A 20,410-nucleotide genomic window follows, 5' to 3' on the forward strand; every position below is an offset into this window, starting at 1 on the left:
TTATTTCCTTTTGAATTCGGCGAAGAGTTTTCCCAGTGTTCCCTCGGGGTAGATGCTCCTGAGGAATTTGAGTCTAAAGAGATCATCGGCCATGTCATGGAAGAACTGGGGCGGGAGAGGTATCTTTGAGTTTGGATCAAGAACTATTCTGAACCCAAGGTATCCTGAGACTTCTTCCGGATCATAGATAAGTTGCCAGAGAATGGGGGTCTCTTCAAACTGTTCTTTGTGATCGTCCCGGAGCCAGATCATGAATGCGGGGAAGAGAGCATAATCTCCGGTTTTCGTGACATCCACACGATTACGCAGATATTCTGCTGTCATGGTGCATTTTATCGAGTCGGAACTGTATGCAAGTGATGAGAGGGTATAATCCAGGTGGGCGATTGTGTCAATTAAGTAAAAGTACAATACCTGATCCATGTCAGACGGTGTTTCCAGGATCAGGGATTTACGATACAGATACTCGATCTGTTGAGAATAGTCGTTCTTCTCTGGTAACATAGCATTCTTGTTTGGTGTGTAAGACAAAAAGAGTTGGGCTTTGGGAAGTGCCCTCACATAAAGATACGTGTCCGGGACTTGGTATCAGCGTGAAATTTTTCTGATCTGCTCGTCGGAAAGTTTCACCAGGTCGTTTTGCCCGGCAAGATCTGCCACACTTCTGATGGCCTCAAGAAGGTGGACGGATTCTTCAAGAAAACTCAGGATATCGGCCGGGAAAAGGTCGATCCCGTACTCATCGATCAGGTGCCGGTGGATCTCTTTGTGGGTAAGACCCATCTCCCTGAGTTCCAGGATACTGATGACAAACTTTCGTTCCGGACAACCGCAAAGGGGTGAGTCCCGGCATTTACATTCGAGAAAATCCTTAAAAAAACGGAGGACCTGGTCCCGCGCTCCCGGGTCCAGACTATCGATATTCATTGAACCGGTGATCGCTTCCAGATTTGCCGGATGAAAAGCACTTTCGGGTAGACGGTGGCCTGCCGCACGCTGTAATTTTTTTATGTATCGAAACCGTGCCCTACCCGCGATCACGAACTTTCTCCGGCTTCCTCATCAAAGTCTTTGAGAGATTTCAATGCATCGGCGATCCGTTCGACTTCAACGAGCCACTCGTCAAAGAGTGTCGGCTCGTCGGTGTCTTTCACGTATTTTCCGCAGCATGAAGCTCCGTTGATGACGGCAGATCCGATGGAAGAGGCTATGTCGAGTGCCTTCTCCGGATCTTTTGTGACAACTTTCCGCCCTTCTTTGACGAGGTTTTTGATCTCTTCTGCAGGCGGATAGATCGCTTCGAGGTACTTCTGCCCTGCGGCAAAGAGGACTACGAGTGAGACCTGCATCGATCCAACGATTTCTGCGAGTTCTTCCCCTGGGACTCCGGCCATGACGATCTCTTCAACACTGCGGAGTTTTGTTCTTGCATCTTCAAGGGTTATTCTTCCATTCTGACAGAGTCGGATGATCTTCATTACGGCGATGGTAATATCATCAGAGAATCCGTCCAGGATACGGAATCCTTCCGGCATCTCTTCCGACTCCTCGTCACCTGCCCAGTCGGCAGTTTCGAGGGTCTTGAGCCAGTTGTCCCATCTCTCCTGATTGTAGAAGATATAGAAGAGCTTGGGAGCAGATTCCGGCTCACCTGTTTTCTTACTTTTTTTGGCAGCCATGCTTTATTACAAATAGTTCGGTCGAGTGTGGTAATAGAACTTGTGTTTGATTATGGTATTTGGAATGTCTGTATTTCTGTTCCGGAGCTGCCTCTCGCTCGTTCCGTCAGAATAGAGCTGATAAAAAAAGGTTAAAGTTTTTTTCCTGCATCCGGTCCGGGCATGCAGGTGAAAATCTCTTTCACGGTGATCTTGACCAGTTCTTTTCCCGGCAGTCCGGGTTTTTTTGCGTCAAGAAGCTCCTTCATTTTTTTGTGGTCAGGAGTTCCCGATTCCACTGCGGCGGTACCTTTCAGCTGGAAACAGTTGCCGATATCACGGCTCCATACAAGGAGAGAGACCTGGGGATTCTCTTTGATGTTTGCAATGGTTTTGTTCATAAAATTATTTGCAATCCAGACCGTGTCATTTTCCATGACCCAGACCGCGCCCATCGGGGCTGCATTCGGGACACCGGCTTTCGATGCGGTGACCAGATGACATACTCCGACTTTGGCAATCTGTTCTTTAAGTTCTGCAGTAAGTAATGCCATGATGATAAGATGCGTTGTTCTGGTATGTCAATTTTTCCCGAAATTGGTGTGCTGTACCGGGTCCGGGACCCTGATTCGAACTTGACATTTATTATCCATCACCACTCATATATGAGCATGGTTTCTGACGAGCGTAAAAGTCCTTTTGGCTCTCTTGCCGCTTCACACGGCGGCGACCGTGCGGAGTTAATTGGTGCAGTTCTCACTCAGCTTGAGAATGACAATGTACGGTCGGTTCTTCTCCAGTTCTCAGATATGGAGGGAAAACCGAAAAATGTCGCGATTCCGACGAAACAAATGAAGAAAGCCTTAACTGAAGGTATTAGTTTTGACGGTTCTTCTATTCAGGGGTTTGCGCGACTGGAAGAGTCGGATATGGTGCTTCGGCCTGAACCGGAGACATATCAGATCATCCCCTGGTCGGATGAAAAATATCGTGTCGCGAGATTCATCTGCAATGTCTACACGACCCGCGGTGAACCGTTCGCCGGGGATCCGCGTTTTATTCTGCGTCAGCAGCTGGAGAAAGCGGAAAAGCTTGGATATACCTTCAATGTCGGTCCGGAGATGGAGTTTTTCCTCTTTAGAATGGTGAATGGTCATCCGTCGGTGGAACTCCAGGATCGTGGGGGCTACTTCGATCAGACGCCGACCGATCCCGGAGAGGATGTCCGCCGCGATCTTGTTACCTCACTTTCAGAAATGGGATTCAATATTGAGGCAGCTCATCACGAGGTGGCTCCTTCCCAGCACGAGATCGATTTCACCTACGGGAATGCTCTTTCCATGGCCGATAAGGTAGTTACCTTCAAATTCGTCGCAAAAACCCTGGCTCTACAACGCGGTCTTCACGCAACCTTCATGCCGAAACCGATCTACGGTATCAACGGTTCAGGTATGCACGTGAACTGTTCTCTGATGAAGGACGGGGAAAATGCATTTTACGATCCCGAGGGAGAACACCAGCTCTCCGATACTGCCCGTCATTTCATTGCAGGAATTCTCAAACACATCGATGCGATCACTCGTGTCGCAAACCCTACGGTAAACTCATACAAGCGGCTTATCCCCGGATATGAGGCTCCGGTGTATGTTGGTTGGTCCGCAATGAACCGTTCTGCTCTTATCAGAGTTCCTTCGTCCCGAGGAAAAAGTACCCGCGCCGAACTGCGCAGTCCTGATCCGACCTGTAACCCGTATCTGACATTTGCCGTGATGCTTGCAGCAGGTTTAGAGGGTATTACCCAGAAGATCGAACCTCCGGAGAGCGTTGACAAAAATATTTTCAGAATGAGCGCCGCGGAACGTACGGCAGAAGGTATCCGCTGTCTTCCCTGGAGCCTTCATGAGGCAAACACCGCTCTGATGAACGATCCGCTCCTCTGCAGTGTTCTTGGTGAACACGTAGTGGCCCAGATAAACCGCATTGGCGAGATGGAGTGGGCGGATTTCTCCAAGTCTATCACAGACTGGGAGATCAAACGCTACCTTGCGACATACTGATTAATACTCAACACTTTTTTTTACATTTTATCTGCTCACTCAGAATAGTGGTATGACCGCGGTCAAAGTAATGTTACGGTCGGAAAATAAACTGATAATGTATATATTGTTAGCGACCTAACTAATTTGTACATGGATGACAGACTTCCGATAGCGATCTTGATCAAGATCCTTTCAAACTATATTAAACGAAATCTGGACAGTGCTGCTGCTCAGGGGCCTCTGAAAAATATCACCGGCACTCAGATCCAGATAATCGGCTATATTTATCATGAAGCGAAGAGCGATGTTTTTCAAAAGGATATCGAGACAAAATATTCCATCAGACGCTCCACGGCCACAGGGATCCTCCAGCTCATGGAAAAGAACGGGCTCATCACCAGAGAGCCGGTCGACTATGATGCGCGACTCAAAAAAATCGTGCTCACAGAAAAAGCACACACTATCAGTAAGCAGGCAAAACTTAATGTATTCGAACTGGAAAAACGTCTTACCAAAGGGATCTCTACAGAGGAACTGGCCGTTTTCCGTTCCATAATTTGGAAAATGAAAGTCAATCTGGAGGAACAGGTATGAATCATATCATAGAGCGCCTTGTGGGTTCGATCCGCGAGTTTAAAAAAGACAGTCTGCTTACACCTGCGTTTGTCGGACTTGAGGTGGTAATGGAGGTCATCATCCCGTTGATTCTTGCGAGCCTCATCGACGACGGAATCACCGGAGGCAATATGGGTATCATCCTCCGGCTTGGTCTTGCGTTATTCATATCAGCGATACTCTCGCTCATATTCGGGGTTCTCGCCGGAAAGTTTGCAGCATCCGCATCAGCCGGATTTGCACACAATCTTCGGCATGATATTTTCTATAATGTTCAGAGCTTCTCGTTTGCGAACATCGACAAATTTTCGACGTCAAGTATCGTGACGAGGCTCACCACCGACGTTACCAATGTACAGAATGCTTACCAGATGATCATCCGGGTCGCGGTACGCTGTCCTCTGATGCTGATCCTTTCCTACCTCATGGTGATGTGGATCAATCCCCAACTATCTGTCATCTTCCTTGTGCTGATACCGATCCTCACCGTTGGTATGTATCTTATTATCATCAAGGTCCAGCCCATATTTGAGAAAGTATTCAAAACATTTGACCGGCTGAACAAAGTCGTTCAGGAAAATCTCAGAGGTATCCGGGTCGTAAAATCCTACGTCCGTGATGAATATGAGGTGGAAAAGTTCAAAGGCGTTTCAAAAGATATCTACGGATACTTTTCACATGCTGAAAAACTTCTTGCGTTTGTCAGCCCTCTTATGCAGTTCATAGTGTATGCGGCGATCCTTCTTGTCTCGTGGTTTGGGGCCCAGTTTATCGTTGCTGGGACTTTGACCACGGGTGAACTGGTCAGTCTGTTTGCCTACACCATGCAGATCCTGATGAGTCTGATGATGCTTGCCATGGTTTTCGTCATGATCACCATGTCCCGTGCATCTGCAAGAAGAATCGTTGAGGTCCTTGACGAACAGAGTGATCTGAAAAATCCGGAAGATCCGGTGTTCCTCGTTAAAAACGGAGATATAAGCTTCCGTGATGTCGACTTCAGTTACTCCACCGATGCTGAACGGACATGTCTTCAGAAGATCAATCTGGAGATAAAATCGGGCGAGACCATCGGAATCCTCGGCGGGACGGGCAGTTCCAAGACGACTCTGGTCCAGTTGATCCCGCGGCTCTATGATGTGACCGGCGGTTCTGTTCTTGTGGGGGGGGTTGATGTCAGAGATTATGATATAACTACTCTTCGTGATCAGGTCGCTGTAGTTCTGCAGAAGAACGTGCTCTTCTCAGGAACCATCAAAGATAATCTCAGATGGGGTAATCCGGATGCATCGGATGAGGAGCTGGTTCGTGTCAGTAAACTTGCCTGTGCGGATGAATTTATTCAGAAGCTTCCCGAAAAATATGATACCCGAATTGAACAGGGCGGTTCAAATGTATCCGGCGGGCAGAAGCAGAGGTTATGTATCGCCCGTGCTCTGTTGAAGAAACCGAAGATCCTTATTCTGGATGATTCTACGAGCGCTGTCGATACAAAGACGGATGCACATATCCGTCAGGCGCTTATGACAGAGATCCCCGGCACCACGAAAATCATCATCACGCAGAGATTTTCCTCGGTCGTGGATGCAGATAAGATCATCGTGATGGATGGGGGTCATATCAATGCGGTAGGAACACATGCAGAACTTCTGTTAACCAATCCGATCTATCAGGAGGTCTATTCGACACAGCAGAAGGGAGGTGAGACATAATGCCTCCTATGGGTCCGAGTTCGAAAGGTCCGCAGCGTCCCGGGATACCGGTAGTGGGACGCAAACCCAATGATGTGAAAAAGACCTTAAAACGTCTTCTTTCATATCTTCCAGGGACTTATAAGGCCACTCTCGTTGTCGTTGTCATCTGTATCATTTTAAGCACACTTGCAGGAGTCATAGGTTCGCTCTTCCTCGAAGTGCTTATCGATGATTACATCACGCCGCTTATCGGGATGGAAAATCCTGTCTTCACTGCCTTACTGCAGGCGATCCTCTTCATGGGGCTTATCTACCTCTGTGGTGTTCTTTCGACACTTATCTACAGCAGACTCATGGTCATCATTTCCCAGGGTGCCATGAAGCGGATTCGTGATGAGATGTTTGCTCATATGGAGAAGTTACCGATCAAATACTTCGACACTCATCAGTTCGGTGACACGATGAGTCATTACACGAACGATACGGAAACCCTCCATCAGATGCTTTCACAGAGCGTTCCCCAGGTGTTTTCTTCGATAGTGACTATCATTTTAGTGTTCTGCGCAATGGTTTATACGAGCGGTCCCCTGACGATCCTCGTTGTATTTATGGTGATCGTGCTCTTCTTTGTTATGAAAAACATTGGGGGAAGGAGTGCGACCCACTTTGTTCGTCAGCAGAAATCGCTCGGTGAAGTGAACGGGTTTATTGAGGAGATGATCAACGGGCAGAAGGTCATCAAGGTTTTCTGTCATGAAGAGAAGGTCAAAGCAGAGTTTGATGTTATGAACGATCAGCTCTGCGGGCATGCGACGTCTGCCAACAAGTTTGCGAATATTTTCATGCCGGTCGTAGTAAATATCGGAAATATCCAGTATGTTCTTGTGGCGATCGTAGGTGGGGCTTTGGCGATAAGCGGAGTCGGCGGTTTGACGCTTGGCGGGATCGCTGCCTTTTTACAACTGAGTAAGAGTTTTATGATGCCGATCAGTCAGGTGTCCCAGCAGTTGAGTTCGGTCGTTATGGCCTTGGCCGGAGCCGAGCGGATCTTCAAGCTGATGGATGAGCCGGTGGAGGAGGATGCCGGAGATGTTACGCTCGTCAATGCACGGTATGAGGGAACTGTCCTTACCGAGGCGCCGGCATATACGGGCATCTGGGCTTGGAAGGAAATCAAAGATGGAGCTCCGGTGTATACAAAACTTGAGGGGGATGTTCAACTTCGCGATGTGAGTTTCGGCTATACGCCGGACAAGAATGTCCTGCATGATGTGTCCGTGTATGCACGGCCGGGTCAGAAGGTGGCGTTTGTCGGGGCTACGGGCGCCGGGAAAACGACGATCACCAATCTGATCAACCGGTTTTATGATGTGCAGGAAGGCGAGATCTTCTATGACGGCATCAATGTGAAGAAGATCAAAAAAGCTGATCTGAGACGTTCGCTTGGTATCGTATTACAGGATACGAATCTGTTTACGGGGACAGTCCGGGAAAACATCAGGTACGGGAAGCTGGATGCGACGGATGAAGAGGTGTATGCGGCGGCACGTCTTTCGAACGCACATGATTTTATCTCCCGGCTGCCGGAAGGGTATGATACGGTCCTTGAAGGAGATGGGGGCAGCCTGTCCCAGGGTCAACGGCAGCTTTTATCTATTGCGCGGGCTGCGGTGGCAAATCCCCCGGTGATGATCATGGATGAGGCAACATCGAGTATCGATACGCGAACCGAGGCAATTGTCCAGGCAGGTATGGATTCCCTTATGAAAGGAAGAACCGTCTTTGTTATTGCGCACCGTCTTTCGACGGTGCATAATGCAGATGTTATAATGGTCCTTGAGTCAGGAAAGATCATCGAACGCGGCAGTCATGAGGAGCTGATCTCCGAAAAGGGAAAGTATTATCAGTTGTATACTGGTGCGTTCGAACTGGAATAAGTATTTTTTTATTTTTTGAAAAACGAAGATCTCCTGAAAAAAAAGATGCCCCTTCCCTCCTCATAATAGGGAAGGGGCGGCACGGTCCGAGTAAAAGTTGAAACTACACGACATTATTTTCGATCTGAACGGGAAAACGCTAAAACCGCTGCAGATCGATCGGACAGGGGGCCAACCATCCCCTTCTGCCCTCACTATCCTGATTTGATTCTGAATGATATTAACCCCTAACCGCGCGGTGCGATAATGCCCCGGTTTTTTGCGGATACGGGGTGCTCAGTGAGTGATGAGGGGGTGCAAATGTGAAGCTTGATTATCCGTCGGGAGGTATGACCGGGTGCGGATGGATGAGGAAAAAGCACCGAGAACCATTAAGCTGCGCTTTTCCCTTTGACTCGGGCTTTTTTCCCGCGGGTATCATATTGATGACGTCAACAAAATGATGAGATACGGCTCATTTTGCTGATTCACACGAAATCTTGGCTTTTTCAATAACCTGCTCAAAATTTCTCCATTCAGCATACCCAAGAAGATCCTTCAGATCACGCCCATACCAGAACTCGACTCCATCCATCTCATGCACAAAATCCTCAAAATTCCTATGCAGTCGGGCAATCACCTCAGTCTTCATACACACATACCCCCGCTTCGAACTCTTCGGAAAATCCGAAGAGTTGAAACTCCGCATAAAATATTATCGGTACGCATCTAGGCCTCCATTCGCATTTGAATCATGATTCTTGCATTTTAACAGCGTATTTAGCACCTCTTCCAACTCATCCTCATCCTGCGCAGTTTCCCTCTCCAGCTCCCGTACCTCGACATCCACCCCCAGCTCTGACAGAAACCCTGCCGAGCTCTTCTCCGTTTTTGCGAGATCTCCCTCAAGAACCCTGACCAACGCTTTCAGATAGGTCACTTCATCGAGCAGGCTCCTGGAGCGCAGGGACCTTTCTTCTAATATCTCACCTTCCTTCATCAGATCAAGCTGGATTTTCCGGATCTCTTTCCCGTTTGCATAGAGCCAGCCTGAATATACATTTTTTTTGAAAAAGAGCGGCTTTGGTTGTTTCAGAAGTGTTGGGGGAATATCATTCATCATATCTGACTTCCTGTCCGGGCATCTCCGAACGTGTAATCAATCTATGATTTAACGCAATATAAACCCCCACCCGCGCGATGGCGGGTTGGCGACGAAGTCGACGACCTCAGCCGAGCAAATCTCTGATTTGCGAAGCGATAATGCCTCGACTTTTGGTGGAAATGGGGTGCTCATTGAGTGAGAAGGTCATTTTCTGCATAAGATTTTTGCCGTGTTTTTTTCTTCATGTGCGAGAAAAAAGCAGCGGATATTCTGGCGTTATCTGAAGAACGGATGTTTTTGTCAGTGCGTTTTTACGGGTTGCAAGAAATAAAAGAGATATTTTGGAATAAGCCCATTCAAACTCTGAGTAAAGGCAATTTCCCGATTCATTAATAGGTGCCTTTTCTTCCCATTATCGAGCAGACATCCATTTTGAGTTGCATATTGAACAACGATAATGATTGATTATAAAGGCAACAGGGATGAGTTTATGATCCTTGTTCCAACATGCAGCACAGTATTTAATATGCTGAGGGTCGTTTTTCAGGGTGATATATGGATCTTGATGGAATTCAATATCCTCTTTCAGGATATTAATCTCTTCCAATTCATAAATTCGTGTTTTATAAGATCTATTTTCATCCTTTAATCTGTCAATTTCATCCTGCATTTCAGACATCATGCTGCGAAGCTCCATCATTTTATCATAGAGTTCAGCATTATTCGCCGTCTGAGCCAGTTTTAATGTATCTTTGAATATTCCATACCATGCCATTTCAGTTCACCTTAGATTATTCCTTATCAGGGCATATGGGTTTCCCATTGATGGTCACCGTGATGGGTTCTCCAGGTTCTTCAACAACCGTAGAGGTAAACAGATCATCATAGGTCTCAAAGTATTTGTCTGTTTCAATGCTATAGTCCCTAAGAATATCCAAGCTCCGGCAAAGTGATTCCGCAGAACATCTCATCTGCCTACATCGAATATCTTCTGGAAAATCTGCTTCTCTTATGGAAATAATTGCATAGTGTTCATCAATCTCCCTGAGGATTTCAGTACTAGGACCAACTTTTTCCCAAGACCCGTATCTTTGATCCAATTCAGACTTATAATCTGCAATAATCTTTTCAACTGCAGCAAGACTTTCATCCGAGACAGAACATGATTCATCCAGGGGTTCGCTGAGTAACTTTTCTCTGACATATCCATACTGTGCAAAAATATCGATCATTTTTCTCTCCCGATGAGCGTCAATATATTCTTTAAATTTTACATCCAATGCCTCTGAAATATTATTCAGCCCTTTTATTACCTCTTCGTGTTGTTTATCCAGATTCATCATAACATCAACCTCAGTGATTTCCCCACGTATCTCATTGTTCCATGTCACATACTTAAACGAAGACTTCGACAAACCGTCACGTGCTAGTTGAAAATACGTGTAATCATCGGGTTTTTTCTTACCCTGATCTCTTTTAGTAGGATGTCCCACCACATCATTTCTCATCTCGCGAATTGAGTGCAAACCTGGAAAATCGGTAGAGAGATTTATATTTGGCAATTCCAATGCGGCGTTGGCATTCAATAAAGCATCCTTCTGAACAAATAATGCTTGTAATAGCCCATAAATAGCGAGAAACTTTCCTCTCACATCCTCCGGAAACTCGCTTTCTCGGAAATACTGTATCATCTCCTCAGTATCCTGGAAAGTACCCAGAGAAACACAGAGCATGTTCCAGTTGTATTTTTTTTGATAAATGAGATTATAGGTTTCAGTCCTCGTAATATGATCTCTAATTCGCCGGATAGTTGTAACAAAATCTGAAATCATTATTTGCTCATCTCCGCACATTCATCAGCACTCCCTAACTTGTTATACAAACTCTCATCTGAATGCTTTTTCACATCATTTTTAAAGTCATCTAGGGTTACATCCTTAATAATATACGGAGCACATGTCCAAGGTACATGAGAAACTATTTCGCATCTTTCCATTCCATTTTCGGTTATTATCTTGCATTTTGATATGCCGTCTTTATCAATAATCTCAGTAAACCCGTATATTTCTTTCAGAACTGAGGCTTTAAACCACTGTCCTGCAAGATTCCGATAATAGGTTGTAATTACAATCTTTGGATGCGGTGTGTTACAACGTATTTCTGCTTTTATAATATTCCCCGATTCATCAAATACTATTCCAAGTCTCTTACATAGGGGTGAAGATCGTTTTACAGTAAAATCGAGACGCAAATCAAGTTTACCGTCTTTCATAAGATAGAGAGCTGAATCGCGATATGAACTTGATTTCATTATCACGGTATCCTCACCATCTGTTTTTGGGATTTCAATATAACCAAATAAAAATACAAATAGTGCCGGTTCGTTCGATATATTGACCCAGTTACAAAGAACCTGCAAGTGTCCAATCAATAACTTTGAGAGATCAAGATTCCTTACTATATTTATTGAAGTAATTGAAGGAATAACTAAGGGTTGTTTATCCAGTTGAATCTGTTTTGATAATAACTTCGTTTGTTCTTTAGCCTGTTCCAATGATTTCTCCGAAGCCTTTGCCATAGAGTGGGTAAATATTACATAGCTAATTGTCACACCAACTAAAATCACCGAAGCAAAAAACGAAAGAACGCCGGAATACGTATTTGCCCACTCCCAAAACCCTCCGGCATTGACCATCCCACTTGCTCCAAGCCCAAAGATAAATCCAACTGCGGCGAACACAAGGATCAGCACGCCGATCATCCAATTGGACTTAATTCTCTTACCAGCATTCCCGCTCTCTTCACTCATTCCCATTTCACACCCCGGAATATTCCGAGCTCGTCTCCAAACGAACCATAACAACGACCTCCTCACGCTCTGACGACATGCTCAAACATTCAGCATACGCCGGACTCTCCTCCAAAACCACATCCTCCGGTGACTTCTCCGAATACTTCTCCAGATATGCACTGCAGTCATACCGTTTCTTCAAAATAGTAGAATCAAGCAGATCAAAAATATGGCATGCCTTCTCATGGGAAATAATACCCTCCTTCATCATCATACCGACAACATCCGGAATCGGAACACGCTGCCAGCCCTCTCGCTCCATCTCAGAAATCATCTTCTTATCCTCCGTGATGAGGGGAAGGCCCGTATCCCTGCAGAGGATCAGCAGACCCGCATCACAGATACCCAGACCCTTTCGTTTTGTCATCAGGGAAATCGCATCCGACATCTGCGTGTCAGATAAAACCATCGTCTCCAGACCGTGACCTGCCACCTCATCCCATGACGGTCGCTTCATTTCAATCTCCTTGATCAAATCAAGAGTAAAGGACTTACCCACATTCCCGAAAAACTCCTCTTGGAGTGAAAGATCCAAAAAGTACGTGAGTCCGTTCATATCAACTAAAACCTGATCGAACAGACTCATGCAGCCTCCCCGGACAGACTCGTAAAGGAGATCTGTTCCCCAAGAAGCTCACGCCCCTTACTTGTCGAAATAATCCCCTCGGAAACTGCCCGGCGAACCAGAAGCTCCATTCTTTTCGGCTCCTCCGTATGTAAATACGCCTCGCCGTTCGAACGGACACTCCATCTCTTCTCCCTGTCAGCCTTCATGAGCTTCTTCTTCGTCTTCTCATCAATGATATTGAGCGACTCCATCCTAACCAGAAGAGCGAAAACACTCATCCCATACTTCTCCCGAAGCAAAAGCAGCTCCTCCTTCGTGAAATCCGTTCGATGAACGCCCGTATCCTTCATAAGCATCTGCTTTGGCGCCAGCAATGCAGCAGCAAACCTGTTTGCCGCCGCCTCGGCATTACACCATCCGCGATTCACAAAATAATGCCCGAGTTCATGTGCCAGAGAAAACCGCTGACGTTCCTTTGGGGCATTCTTTCTCAATACGATCACCGGACCTATACTCTCATTTGGAAATGTCACAGCTTCGAAATTATCCGGTCCATCCACGAGCATGATCTTAAACCCGTTATCCTCAGCAGTAGACATCAGATTATCAATTGGATCCAGACCAAGTTCCCACTCTTTACGGACCTCAAATGTGAGGGCTTCAATATCCTCATGAAAGAAGTTAACATCCCATTTGAGATGAGCATAATCCACCTCGACAGAGGGAATATCCATGATTGCCATGATTTCCAGATACTTTTCCAGAAGTTCCTGAGTCCGTGCTATGATCTGTTTTTCTTCCTTCTTCGGCAGTTTTTCCTTAGGATCCGCAAGCCTGAACTGGGGCGTCGATGCCAAAACGACCGAAGTCTCACGGAAGAAATAATCGATATCGACATCCAGAACACGGCTCAGTGAAATCAGCGTACTGGACGAAGGACTGATTTTCCCAGCCTCATATTTGGAAATGGTCATTTTTTCTACCGAAACACGTTCGCCGAGCTGCTCCTGGGTCAGCCTGGCAAGTTTTCTTGCTTGTTTCAACCTTTCACCAAACATACTATCTTACCAAATTGTGGTTTACTAAAATCTATTTTTTAATAAATTTGTAACCTAATATATTCATACGCAGCTCCACTATATAAAGATATTTGAGATGGATAAAAATCATAAATTATGTCTGGAAATCAGTATTAACTGGACAAAAAATGATCAAAAAATGCAAATATTCATTCCATCAAAATACCGCCGATACTTCAAACTAAATATCTTATGAAGCATCACAGCAATCTGAGGATGGGATTTTGTGCGGAGTTCTCCAAAAAAATCTATGAGGGTAATGATTGCTTAGGACACGGACAAAAAATCACAAAAGCCGTCTACACAGCTCCTTCTGGATCTCTGGATCCTGCAGCATCAAAAGCATCTTTGCCTTCTCCGCATCGATCCCCATGTCTCTCCGTGCAAGATCCGCAAAGCGGATCTTCACCGCAGAGTTTACGAACGCCGCCGCGTATGATGCGATCATCGCAGAAATTACCGGCGTGGAAAACCCCCTCAGCCTTGCCGAAGTCGAGCTCGGAAAGCAGACCTACAAGACCTATGTCGGCTACTTCGATCCCTCCACCAACGAGATGAACGGCAAGGTCCAGGTCACGGCCTACAGCAGAGCTGAATACGCAGCCGCGATCACCGCCCTCACCGGCAGTGCGGATCTCAAGACCGCATTCGGGAACGGCGGTACGGCAGAGACCTCCGAGATCGGTACCGAAGCAACGTGGAACGTCCGCATTTCCGCAAAGCTCGGGACCGATACTTTCCAGATCAGTCTCAACCGGGAGTCGATGACCGTCTCCGGCTATGCCGACGACGCCACCCTTGCAGCGGTCGATGCCTGGGCAGACACCAAGCCTGCCCTGAACTAACGGGAGGCTGAGATGCAGATCTCCAGCCGGCTTAGGAAGCTGATCCTTGTGTTCCTCGGGTTTCTCATTATGCTTTTTGGGAAACTCGTCGAGGAGGTGGGGACCTTTAGGTCCCTCAGCCGAGCAAACCAAAGGTTTGCGAGGTTCCTCGCAGGGCAGAGATGACCTCCCTTGTGGATATCATGTTATTTCCGTCTTAGGGCTGGAGGTTTTTCCTCTCCATCCCTGAGAGGAATTTTTCTTCTTTTTTCTGCACGTATTCCATACAAGAAATCAGTTTACACCCACACATAAGAGAGTATAGTTATCACTGCATCCTAAATTAGAGGATTTCCCACCGCGTCGGGCTCCGCGCCGAAGTTGCCCTTCCGCACCCCAAAAATAACCAAAAAAATCTTTTTATCTTTACGGGAACTGGCTGGAGGCAAAGTAGACAAAACTCGCTTGAATCAGTTTGAATTTGCAAGCTATTCTGGGGTGCGGGGGCGCAACTTCGGCGCGGAGCGGCCCGCGGTGGAGATATCCTATTTTTGGATTCAGGAAAAAGAATTTTTTTGTACGGATGAATACACACACCAGTAGATTTCCGCCTCCTGATTTCAGAAAATATATGTTTCCGTGGCATTTTGGGTAATGATAATCATGAAGAAGGGACTATTCATTCTATTATGGATGAGAAACCTGAAGGGTGGAATCAGGAGCTGTATGAAAAGCTGAGTTCTGATTTTCTGATTGAGTGTGTAGAGTATAACAGGATAGGCGAATGGAATGATCTGTACCTGGAATATCTGGAATCGGAATGGAACAGGTTGTATCCTGAGAAGAGGGGGGATCCGATAGATATTTTGGAGTTGGTGGATACATTTTCTGGATTAATAAGACCTGATTTTGTAAAGAAAGATTTTCGAGAGGCAATATCCCGCGGCGTTCGTTTCACTAAAGAACGTTTGGATTTGACAGAGGTCCCGGAGTTACATCTGGAGGGAGCAGACTTCAGTGTAGCACATATGGAGGGGGCATACTTTAGTGAGGTACGACTGGAGGGGGCAATCTTTTTTGAGGCACATCTGGAGGGAGCAGTCTTCGGTTTAGGACATCTGGAGGGAGCAGTCTTCATGAGGGCACATTTGGAGAGGGCAGTCTTCACTGGGATACTGATGGAGAGGGCAAAGTTTATGTGGGCACATATGGAGGGGGCAGATTTCTTTGGGGTACATATGGATGGAGCAGCGATGAAGGAGGCACAGATGGAAGGGGCAAACTTCCAGGAGGCACATCTGGAGGGGGCAGACTTCCAGATGGCACAGATGGAAAGAGCCAGGTTGGATAATGCACACTTAAATGGAGCAGATTTTAAGAGTTCATATCTTCAAGGAGCAAATCTATCATGGGCTATTGTCAATGAGAATACTTCATTTCAGAACATACGAATTGATGATGCAACCGGATCTCTGCTTTCGAGAATCGTAAATTGCAAAAATGAAAATGGGGATTCAATATTGTGTAAATTGAAGAAAATCTGGAGAGAGAAAAAAGGAACGGATTTTAGTAATGTCGCATTAGGTACATGCCGAATAGATACGCTTACAAAAACTAGGATTGAAAAAAATATTCGAGTTTATAGATGGAATGATTGGTATAAAAATCATGTATTTTTACAAATCATAATGCGCCCATTCTGGTTCCTGACAGACTATGGGTCATCTACCAAAAGGCCAATTTTTGCATTTATTTTGTGGAATACAATTTTCTCAATAATATATTTTTTATGGCTTGGGAGTGATTTTCAGGAATTAATGACCTTGCATCTAAGTCCAATTTGGGAAAATATTGGAGGTAATATTGTTATATTTCTTACTGATTGGATGAAATCTAATCTTATGATTATTAGTCTGACTGATATGGCCACCACAAAGATTGAACCATTGACACTATTCTTTGTCTTCCTTCATGTTTTCGTAGGGTATTTCATCCTTGCTGCATTAATCGCTAGATTCAGCATCATGTTTCAGAATCTTAGTCCTAATGAAAAATAAAAAAATACTCCAGAATTTCCATTAACCCCTCACATTTTTGGATTTTCTTCTCTATTATTCTTGATCAGTGTAATTTCACGTGAAATCATTTTTTGGAATTTCCAGTCGGTTTTTTCTCAGGTATCTGCATTTATCCTATCTCTGTAATCAGCCATGTACTCCTGCAAAAAAGAGAATATTATTCTAAATTCAAAAACAAGATTCCCCACCGCGGGCCTTCCCTTGCCGGATCGCAAACCTTCGGGTTGCTCCGCTAAGGTCGGCCGCTTTCAGCGTCCACCTCGCAATCACCAATCTTCGACTTGCTCAAGGATTACGTTGCTTCGCTCCCCTCGCAAGTCACCTTCCCGCACCCCTATCCAAAAAATAGATAGAATACAAAACTTCGCATTCATACTAACATACTAAAGAACTGTAAAAAACAAGTGCGAAGGAAGGGATTCGAACCCCAGAACTCCTACGAGACCAGCCCCTGAAGCTGGCGCCTTTAACCTGGCTTGGCTACCTTCGCAAGTAATCTGACTCCTTTGCATTCACAAAGGGATCATTGCACAAACGTGCTTTTACATATTTGATGTTCTGCTAAATATACATGCGGTTTTATTCGCGTGAGACCGGTCAGCCACCCGCAAAAAAATGTATTCAGCCAGACCACGCGCTGGCGGCATCTGGATATTATTGTTCGCCGTTTCCTTCATTTTCAAAGCGCTTCATCTCACGCTCACGCAGCTCGCCCCGTCTGATTTTTCCGGAGAATGACTTCGGCAGCTCAGGAATGAACTCGATAAGTCGCGGATATTTATACGGAGCGGTCGTCCGCTTCACATACTCCTGGATCTCTTTTGCGAGTTTATCAGTAGGCTGGAACCCATCGTGCAGCACGATGAACGCCTTGATAACCATGCCGCGGATCTCATCCGGTGAGCCGACAACGGCGCTTTCTTTGACTGCAGGGTGCTCAAGGAGGGTCGATTCCACCTCGAACGGCGAGATACGATAGCCGGAACTCTTGATCACATCATCGTTTCTGCCGACGAACCAGAAGTATCCGTCCTCATCCAGACGTGCCTTATCTCCGGTGTAGTACCAGCCGTTCACGAACATTGCGGCGTTTTCTTCTGGATTATTCAGATACTCCTTGATCAGTCCAACAGGTCTTGGATCCAGTGAGACCGCGATCTTTCCGATATCTCCCTGCACTACTTCATGTCCGTCATCGTCCTGAAGCTGGATATGCCAGCCAGGAACTGGTTTCCCCATCGATCCCTGCTTCACTTCCATTCCGGGCAGTGTTGCGATACAGCAGCAGGTCTCGGTCTGTCCGTATCCTTCACGGATCGTGAGGCCCGTTCCTTCGCGCCAGATCCGGATGACCTCCGGGTTCAGCGGTTCGCCTGCACTTGTACATGTTCTGAGTTCGGAGAACGAGAACTTCTTCAGATCGGCGATGATCAGCATTCGGTAGATCGTCGGCGGAGCACAGAATGAAGTGATACCATATCGTTCGATGAGCGGAAGAAGTTCGGTCGCGTGGAATTTCGTGCGGTAATCGTACACGAAAATACATGCACCGCAGATCCACTGGCCGTAAATCTTACCCCAGCCGCATTTTGCCCAGCCGGTATCCGAGACCGTGAAGTGGACATCATGCTCCGTCAGATCGTGCCAGAACTTTGCCGTCACCGTCTGTCCAAGCGGGTGAGCGTAGTCATGCAGCACCATCTTCGGGTCTTTTGTAGTCCCTGACGTGAAGTAGATGAGCATCGGGTCGGTCGAAAGGACCTTGCGGCCGGTCGAACTGACCAGTTTTGTTGAGACCCGTGCCGGATATTTGAGCTCGTTCTGGTAGCCTATCCAAGGATTGGGGATCTTTTCTCCGGGTTTATCATCAACGATCATGCGAAGCTGAAGGTGGGGACATTGGGTCGCGACCTCATCCACCTTTGCCATATTTTCGCTGTCGGTGATGACCATTTTAAAGCCGCCTACCTTCATGCGGTAGGCGATATCCTTGACAGTAAGCATGTGGGGTGACGGGCTGAAAACAGCGCCGAGTTTCATGATACCAAGGACCAATATCCACCACTCCGGAACACGCGGGAGCATGAGAAGAACACGGTCACCTTTCTGGATGCCGAACTTCATCAGGATATTTGCCGCCTCGTTTGAGTGGATCATCATGTCCCAGAAGGTGAACTTTTTCTCCTCACCGTCCTGGTTCGTCCATATCATTGCAAGATGGTTGCGGTCACGTTTTGCCCAGGCGTCAATGACGTCGAACGCAAAATTGTAATGTTTCGGGACGTCGATGGAGAAGGTCTTGTAGGTTTCCTCGTAGTCTCCGATGTTGCCGTTAGCTTCTGTCATAAAGAATTCTGCTTACGTATAAGCGCTATTCAATAATTAATTATCTGTGATAATCGGTTATTACGCAGTAAAATACGGACTTCGTTTTTTCACTGCAGCTCCGATCGCCGCTTTGAGTTCATCCCCGTGGAGTCCCCTGATGGAAACTTCATTTCCTGTTTTTAAGAGGCAGGGTTTCAAAAGCCCGTCGGATGTTACGCGAAGCCGGTTGCAGTTTGCACAAAATTCCGGATTGTGCATAGGTCGAACGACCTCGACCAAAGCCCCGTCCACCAGATATTTTCTCCGGTGGTGCATGTGCCTGGTCGTTACCTGGGATGAGTGCTTGGCGAACTCTTTCTCAAGATTCGCAACCTGTTCGGCATTTCCGTGCGTCACCGGATCCATGTCGTCAGTCCATCCGTTAATGTCCATCAGCTCGATGATCTGTAAAATAAGATTTTTCCCGCGTGCACGAACATATGCCAGGAAGTCGTCGATCTCATGATCGTTCATGCCTTTCAGGACGACCATATTCAGTTTTACCGGTGTGAGGCCTGCCGCGAGTGCCGCATCGATCCCGTCAAGAACATTTTTCAGACGATCTTTTCCGGTGATTTTCTTGTAGGTCTCACGATTCATGGAATCCAGACTCACATTCACGCGTGAGAGACCTGCTGCTTTCAGCTGTGGGGCAAGTTCTGCCAGATGTGTGCCGTTTGTAGTTAGAGACGACTCGATATTGGGGGGAATAGATCGGATGATGTCCAGAAGATCAGGACGGAGAAGAGGTTCTCCTCCGGTGAGTTTTATCGTCCTTACCCCGAGCTCGACAAAAACGTTGATCAATTCTGAGATCTCCTCTTTGGTCATCTGGGAAGTATGTTCATCTCTCGTACATCCATTATCCCCCTCCCCCTCCCGATGGCAGTAAATACACCGCAGATCGCAGGCACTGGTCAGTGCTATCCTTACGTTCGATATTTTTCTATTGTAGGTGTCGGTGAGAATATCACTCGCGGTTCTTTCTGTCGTCATTGGCTTCCCCTATGAAGTTCTTTGCAATGATGTAGCATTCGGTACTTCCCCTGCGAGAGGCTGTCGAAAGGATCACTTTGACAGAGTAGAACTTCTCCTTAACGAGGAGAAGAAGATCGTTGAACTCGGAGCCCTGGAAGGATTTCATGACCAGATTTCCACCCTGCTTCAGGAGAGTGCTGGCTAAGTTGAGGGCTTCCTCATTCAGAGCCATGACCCGTGCCTGATCATAGGCTTTTGCTCCTGAAAGGTTGGGGGATGCATCACATACCACCACATTCACGAGCGGCATTGCCTCTCTGACTTTTGCCTGGATAGCCGGATCGGTAAAATCTCCGGTGATGGTTATGACATTTTCCAGTGAAACGATGGGGTTTAAATCGACACCGCAGAGCTGTCCTTCGGTCATCGTTTTCAAAACCTGAAGCCAGCTTCCTGGTGCCGCGCCAAGATCCACCACATTATCCGTTGTCCGAATTACATTGAATCGTTCATTGATATCTATCAGTTTATATGCAGAGCGGGCCCTGTATCCATCCCGCATGGCTTTTCTATATACATTATCTTTTGTCCATTGTGATCCCATGTGTTTTCCTCCCAACTTAACGTATATCTTATAT

General features: G+C 46.5%; 20 protein-coding genes and 1 tRNA gene. 6 read left to right on the forward strand and 15 right to left on the reverse strand.

Features of this window, described 5'->3' with window-relative positions:
* From Q7J08_RS00690 to Q7J08_RS00705, 4 genes are all read right to left on the reverse strand, one after another.
* Positions 1 to 504, reverse strand: coding sequence for a hypothetical protein (locus tag Q7J08_RS00690; RefSeq protein ID WP_304909774.1), 504 nt, complete (start codon positions 502 to 504; stop codon positions 1 to 3).
* Between the two features lie 84 nt (positions 505 to 588).
* Positions 589 to 1,041, reverse strand: a complete 453-nt coding sequence (locus tag Q7J08_RS00695) for a DUF5814 domain-containing protein (protein WP_304909775.1) — start codon at positions 1,039 to 1,041, stop codon at positions 589 to 591.
* Positions 1,038 to 1,679, reverse strand: coding sequence for a DUF2150 family protein (locus Q7J08_RS00700; protein ID WP_304909776.1), 642 nt, complete (start codon positions 1,677 to 1,679; stop codon positions 1,038 to 1,040). Before Q7J08_RS00700 ends, Q7J08_RS00695 begins: the two co-directional genes overlap by 4 nt.
* 131 nt (positions 1,680 to 1,810) lie before the next feature.
* Positions 1,811 to 2,212: a pyridoxamine 5'-phosphate oxidase family protein gene (locus Q7J08_RS00705; protein ID WP_304909777.1), complete on the reverse strand. Its 402-nt coding sequence runs from the start codon at positions 2,210 to 2,212 to the stop codon at positions 1,811 to 1,813.
* Positions 2,213 to 2,329: 117 nt separating this feature from the next.
* Between Q7J08_RS00705 and glnA the strand changes: the two genes are divergently transcribed.
* From glnA to Q7J08_RS00725, 4 genes are all read left to right on the forward strand, one after another.
* The gene (gene glnA, locus Q7J08_RS00710; protein WP_304909778.1) at positions 2,330 to 3,715 is read left to right on the forward strand and encodes a type I glutamate--ammonia ligase; all 1,386 of its coding nucleotides are present in this window, start codon (positions 2,330 to 2,332) and stop codon (positions 3,713 to 3,715) included.
* Between the two features lie 132 nt (positions 3,716 to 3,847).
* Complete coding sequence (locus Q7J08_RS00715; RefSeq protein WP_304909779.1) at positions 3,848 to 4,291, forward strand: MarR family winged helix-turn-helix transcriptional regulator; 444 nt, start codon at positions 3,848 to 3,850, stop codon at positions 4,289 to 4,291.
* Positions 4,288 to 6,024: an ABC transporter ATP-binding protein gene (locus Q7J08_RS00720; RefSeq protein ID WP_304909780.1), complete on the forward strand. Its 1,737-nt coding sequence runs from the start codon at positions 4,288 to 4,290 to the stop codon at positions 6,022 to 6,024. Before Q7J08_RS00715 ends, Q7J08_RS00720 begins: the two co-directional genes overlap by 4 nt.
* Positions 6,025 to 6,077: 53 nt before the next feature.
* Positions 6,078 to 7,943, forward strand: coding sequence for an ABC transporter ATP-binding protein (locus Q7J08_RS00725; protein ID WP_304909781.1), 1,866 nt, complete (start codon positions 6,078 to 6,080; stop codon positions 7,941 to 7,943).
* A 454-nt stretch (positions 7,944 to 8,397) separates the two neighbouring features.
* On the opposite strand, the gene Q7J08_RS00730 is transcribed toward Q7J08_RS00725, so the two are convergent.
* The 7 genes from Q7J08_RS00730 to Q7J08_RS00760 all read right to left on the reverse strand — a co-directional run bounded on the left by Q7J08_RS00730 (position 8,398) and on the right by Q7J08_RS00760 (position 13,504).
* Positions 8,398 to 8,574, reverse strand: coding sequence for a hypothetical protein (locus Q7J08_RS00730; protein ID WP_304909782.1), 177 nt, complete (start codon positions 8,572 to 8,574; stop codon positions 8,398 to 8,400).
* 63 nt (positions 8,575 to 8,637) lie between these two features.
* Complete coding sequence (locus Q7J08_RS00735; RefSeq protein ID WP_304909783.1) at positions 8,638 to 9,045, reverse strand: hypothetical protein; 408 nt, start codon at positions 9,043 to 9,045, stop codon at positions 8,638 to 8,640.
* 394 nt (positions 9,046 to 9,439) lie between these two features.
* Entirely contained in the window at positions 9,440 to 9,802 is a 363-nt protein-coding gene (locus Q7J08_RS00740) for a hypothetical protein (protein WP_304909784.1), read from the reverse strand.
* A gap of 16 nt (positions 9,803 to 9,818) precedes the next feature.
* Positions 9,819 to 10,880 (reverse strand): hypothetical protein, encoded by a 1,062-nt coding sequence (locus tag Q7J08_RS00745; RefSeq protein ID WP_304909785.1) that lies wholly within the window; start codon positions 10,878 to 10,880, stop codon positions 9,819 to 9,821.
* The gene (locus Q7J08_RS00750; RefSeq protein ID WP_304909786.1) at positions 10,859 to 11,842 is read right to left on the reverse strand and encodes a hypothetical protein; all 984 of its coding nucleotides are present in this window, start codon (positions 11,840 to 11,842) and stop codon (positions 10,859 to 10,861) included. Before Q7J08_RS00750 ends, Q7J08_RS00745 begins: the two co-directional genes overlap by 22 nt.
* 1 nt (position 11,843) lies before the next feature.
* Positions 11,844 to 12,464: a hypothetical protein gene (locus tag Q7J08_RS00755; protein WP_304909787.1), complete on the reverse strand. Its 621-nt coding sequence runs from the start codon at positions 12,462 to 12,464 to the stop codon at positions 11,844 to 11,846.
* The gene (locus Q7J08_RS00760; RefSeq protein ID WP_304909788.1) at positions 12,461 to 13,504 is read right to left on the reverse strand and encodes an XRE family transcriptional regulator; all 1,044 of its coding nucleotides are present in this window, start codon (positions 13,502 to 13,504) and stop codon (positions 12,461 to 12,463) included. Before Q7J08_RS00760 ends, Q7J08_RS00755 begins: the two co-directional genes overlap by 4 nt.
* 392 nt (positions 13,505 to 13,896) lie before the next feature.
* Between Q7J08_RS00760 and Q7J08_RS00765 the strand changes: the two genes are divergently transcribed.
* Both Q7J08_RS00765 and Q7J08_RS00770 read left to right on the forward strand, forming a co-directional pair.
* The gene (locus Q7J08_RS00765) at positions 13,897 to 14,370 is read left to right on the forward strand and encodes a glycerol permease (RefSeq protein WP_304909789.1); all 474 of its coding nucleotides are present in this window, start codon (positions 13,897 to 13,899) and stop codon (positions 14,368 to 14,370) included.
* Positions 14,371 to 15,038: 668 nt separating this feature from the next.
* The gene (locus Q7J08_RS00770) at positions 15,039 to 16,406 is read left to right on the forward strand and encodes a pentapeptide repeat-containing protein (RefSeq protein ID WP_304909790.1); all 1,368 of its coding nucleotides are present in this window, start codon (positions 15,039 to 15,041) and stop codon (positions 16,404 to 16,406) included.
* Positions 16,407 to 16,832: 426 nt separating this feature from the next.
* Here Q7J08_RS00770 and Q7J08_RS00775 read toward each other — a convergent pair.
* The 4 genes from Q7J08_RS00775 to Q7J08_RS00790 all read right to left on the reverse strand — a co-directional run bounded on the left by Q7J08_RS00775 (position 16,833) and on the right by Q7J08_RS00790 (position 20,376).
* Positions 16,833 to 16,917: transfer RNA gene (locus Q7J08_RS00775), tRNA-Leu, on the reverse strand.
* Positions 16,918 to 17,081: 164 nt separating this feature from the next.
* The gene (locus Q7J08_RS00780) at positions 17,082 to 18,773 is read right to left on the reverse strand and encodes an AMP-binding protein (protein ID WP_304909791.1); all 1,692 of its coding nucleotides are present in this window, start codon (positions 18,771 to 18,773) and stop codon (positions 17,082 to 17,084) included.
* Between the two features lie 60 nt (positions 18,774 to 18,833).
* Positions 18,834 to 19,790, reverse strand: coding sequence for a GTP 3',8-cyclase MoaA (gene moaA / locus Q7J08_RS00785; RefSeq protein ID WP_304909792.1), 957 nt, complete (start codon positions 19,788 to 19,790; stop codon positions 18,834 to 18,836).
* Positions 19,765 to 20,376, reverse strand: coding sequence for an RlmE family RNA methyltransferase (locus Q7J08_RS00790; RefSeq protein WP_304909793.1), 612 nt, complete (start codon positions 20,374 to 20,376; stop codon positions 19,765 to 19,767). Before Q7J08_RS00790 ends, moaA begins: the two co-directional genes overlap by 26 nt.
* Positions 20,377 to 20,410: the final 34 nt, after the last annotated feature.

The sequence above is a fragment of the Methanocorpusculum sp. genome (assembly GCF_030655665.1).
Taxonomy (GTDB): Archaea; Halobacteriota; Methanomicrobia; order Methanomicrobiales; family Methanocorpusculaceae; genus Methanocorpusculum.

Bases quoted from the DNA above. Each gene is read 5' to 3' on its own strand.
- Q7J08_RS00750 (WP_304909786.1), bottom strand. From the start codon at position 11,842: ATGGGAATGAGTGAAGAGAGCGGGAATGCTGGTAAGAGAATTAAGTCC.
- Q7J08_RS00760 (WP_304909788.1), bottom strand. From the start codon at position 13,504: ATGTTTGGTGAAAGGTTGAAACAAGCAAGAAAACTTGCCAGGCTGACC.
- Q7J08_RS00720 (WP_304909780.1), top strand. From the start codon at position 4,288: ATGAATCATATCATAGAGCGCCTTGTGGGTTCGATCCGCGAGTTTAAA.
- Q7J08_RS00705 (WP_304909777.1), bottom strand. From the start codon at position 2,212: ATGGCATTACTTACTGCAGAACTTAAAGAACAGATTGCCAAAGTCGGA.
- Q7J08_RS00745 (WP_304909785.1), bottom strand. From the start codon at position 10,880: ATGTGCGGAGATGAGCAAATAATGATTTCAGATTTTGTTACAACTATC.
- Q7J08_RS00790 (WP_304909793.1), bottom strand. From the start codon at position 20,376: ATGGGATCACAATGGACAAAAGATAATGTATATAGAAAAGCCATGCGG.
- Q7J08_RS00700 (WP_304909776.1), bottom strand. From the start codon at position 1,679: ATGGCTGCCAAAAAAAGTAAGAAAACAGGTGAGCCGGAATCTGCTCCC.
- Q7J08_RS00770 (WP_304909790.1), top strand. From the start codon at position 15,039: ATGGATGAGAAACCTGAAGGGTGGAATCAGGAGCTGTATGAAAAGCTG.
- Q7J08_RS00735 (WP_304909783.1), bottom strand. From the start codon at position 9,045: ATGATGAATGATATTCCCCCAACACTTCTGAAACAACCAAAGCCGCTC.
- Q7J08_RS00740 (WP_304909784.1), bottom strand. From the start codon at position 9,802: ATGGCATGGTATGGAATATTCAAAGATACATTAAAACTGGCTCAGACG.
- Q7J08_RS00690 (WP_304909774.1), bottom strand. From the start codon at position 504: ATGTTACCAGAGAAGAACGACTATTCTCAACAGATCGAGTATCTGTAT.
- Q7J08_RS00765 (WP_304909789.1), top strand. From the start codon at position 13,897: ATGTCTCTCCGTGCAAGATCCGCAAAGCGGATCTTCACCGCAGAGTTT.
- Q7J08_RS00730 (WP_304909782.1), bottom strand. From the start codon at position 8,574: ATGAAGACTGAGGTGATTGCCCGACTGCATAGGAATTTTGAGGATTTT.
- glnA (WP_304909778.1), top strand. From the start codon at position 2,330: ATGGTTTCTGACGAGCGTAAAAGTCCTTTTGGCTCTCTTGCCGCTTCA.
- moaA (WP_304909792.1), bottom strand. From the start codon at position 19,790: ATGACGACAGAAAGAACCGCGAGTGATATTCTCACCGACACCTACAAT.
- Q7J08_RS00755 (WP_304909787.1), bottom strand. From the start codon at position 12,464: ATGAGTCTGTTCGATCAGGTTTTAGTTGATATGAACGGACTCACGTAC.
- Q7J08_RS00715 (WP_304909779.1), top strand. From the start codon at position 3,848: ATGGATGACAGACTTCCGATAGCGATCTTGATCAAGATCCTTTCAAAC.
- Q7J08_RS00780 (WP_304909791.1), bottom strand. From the start codon at position 18,773: ATGACAGAAGCTAACGGCAACATCGGAGACTACGAGGAAACCTACAAG.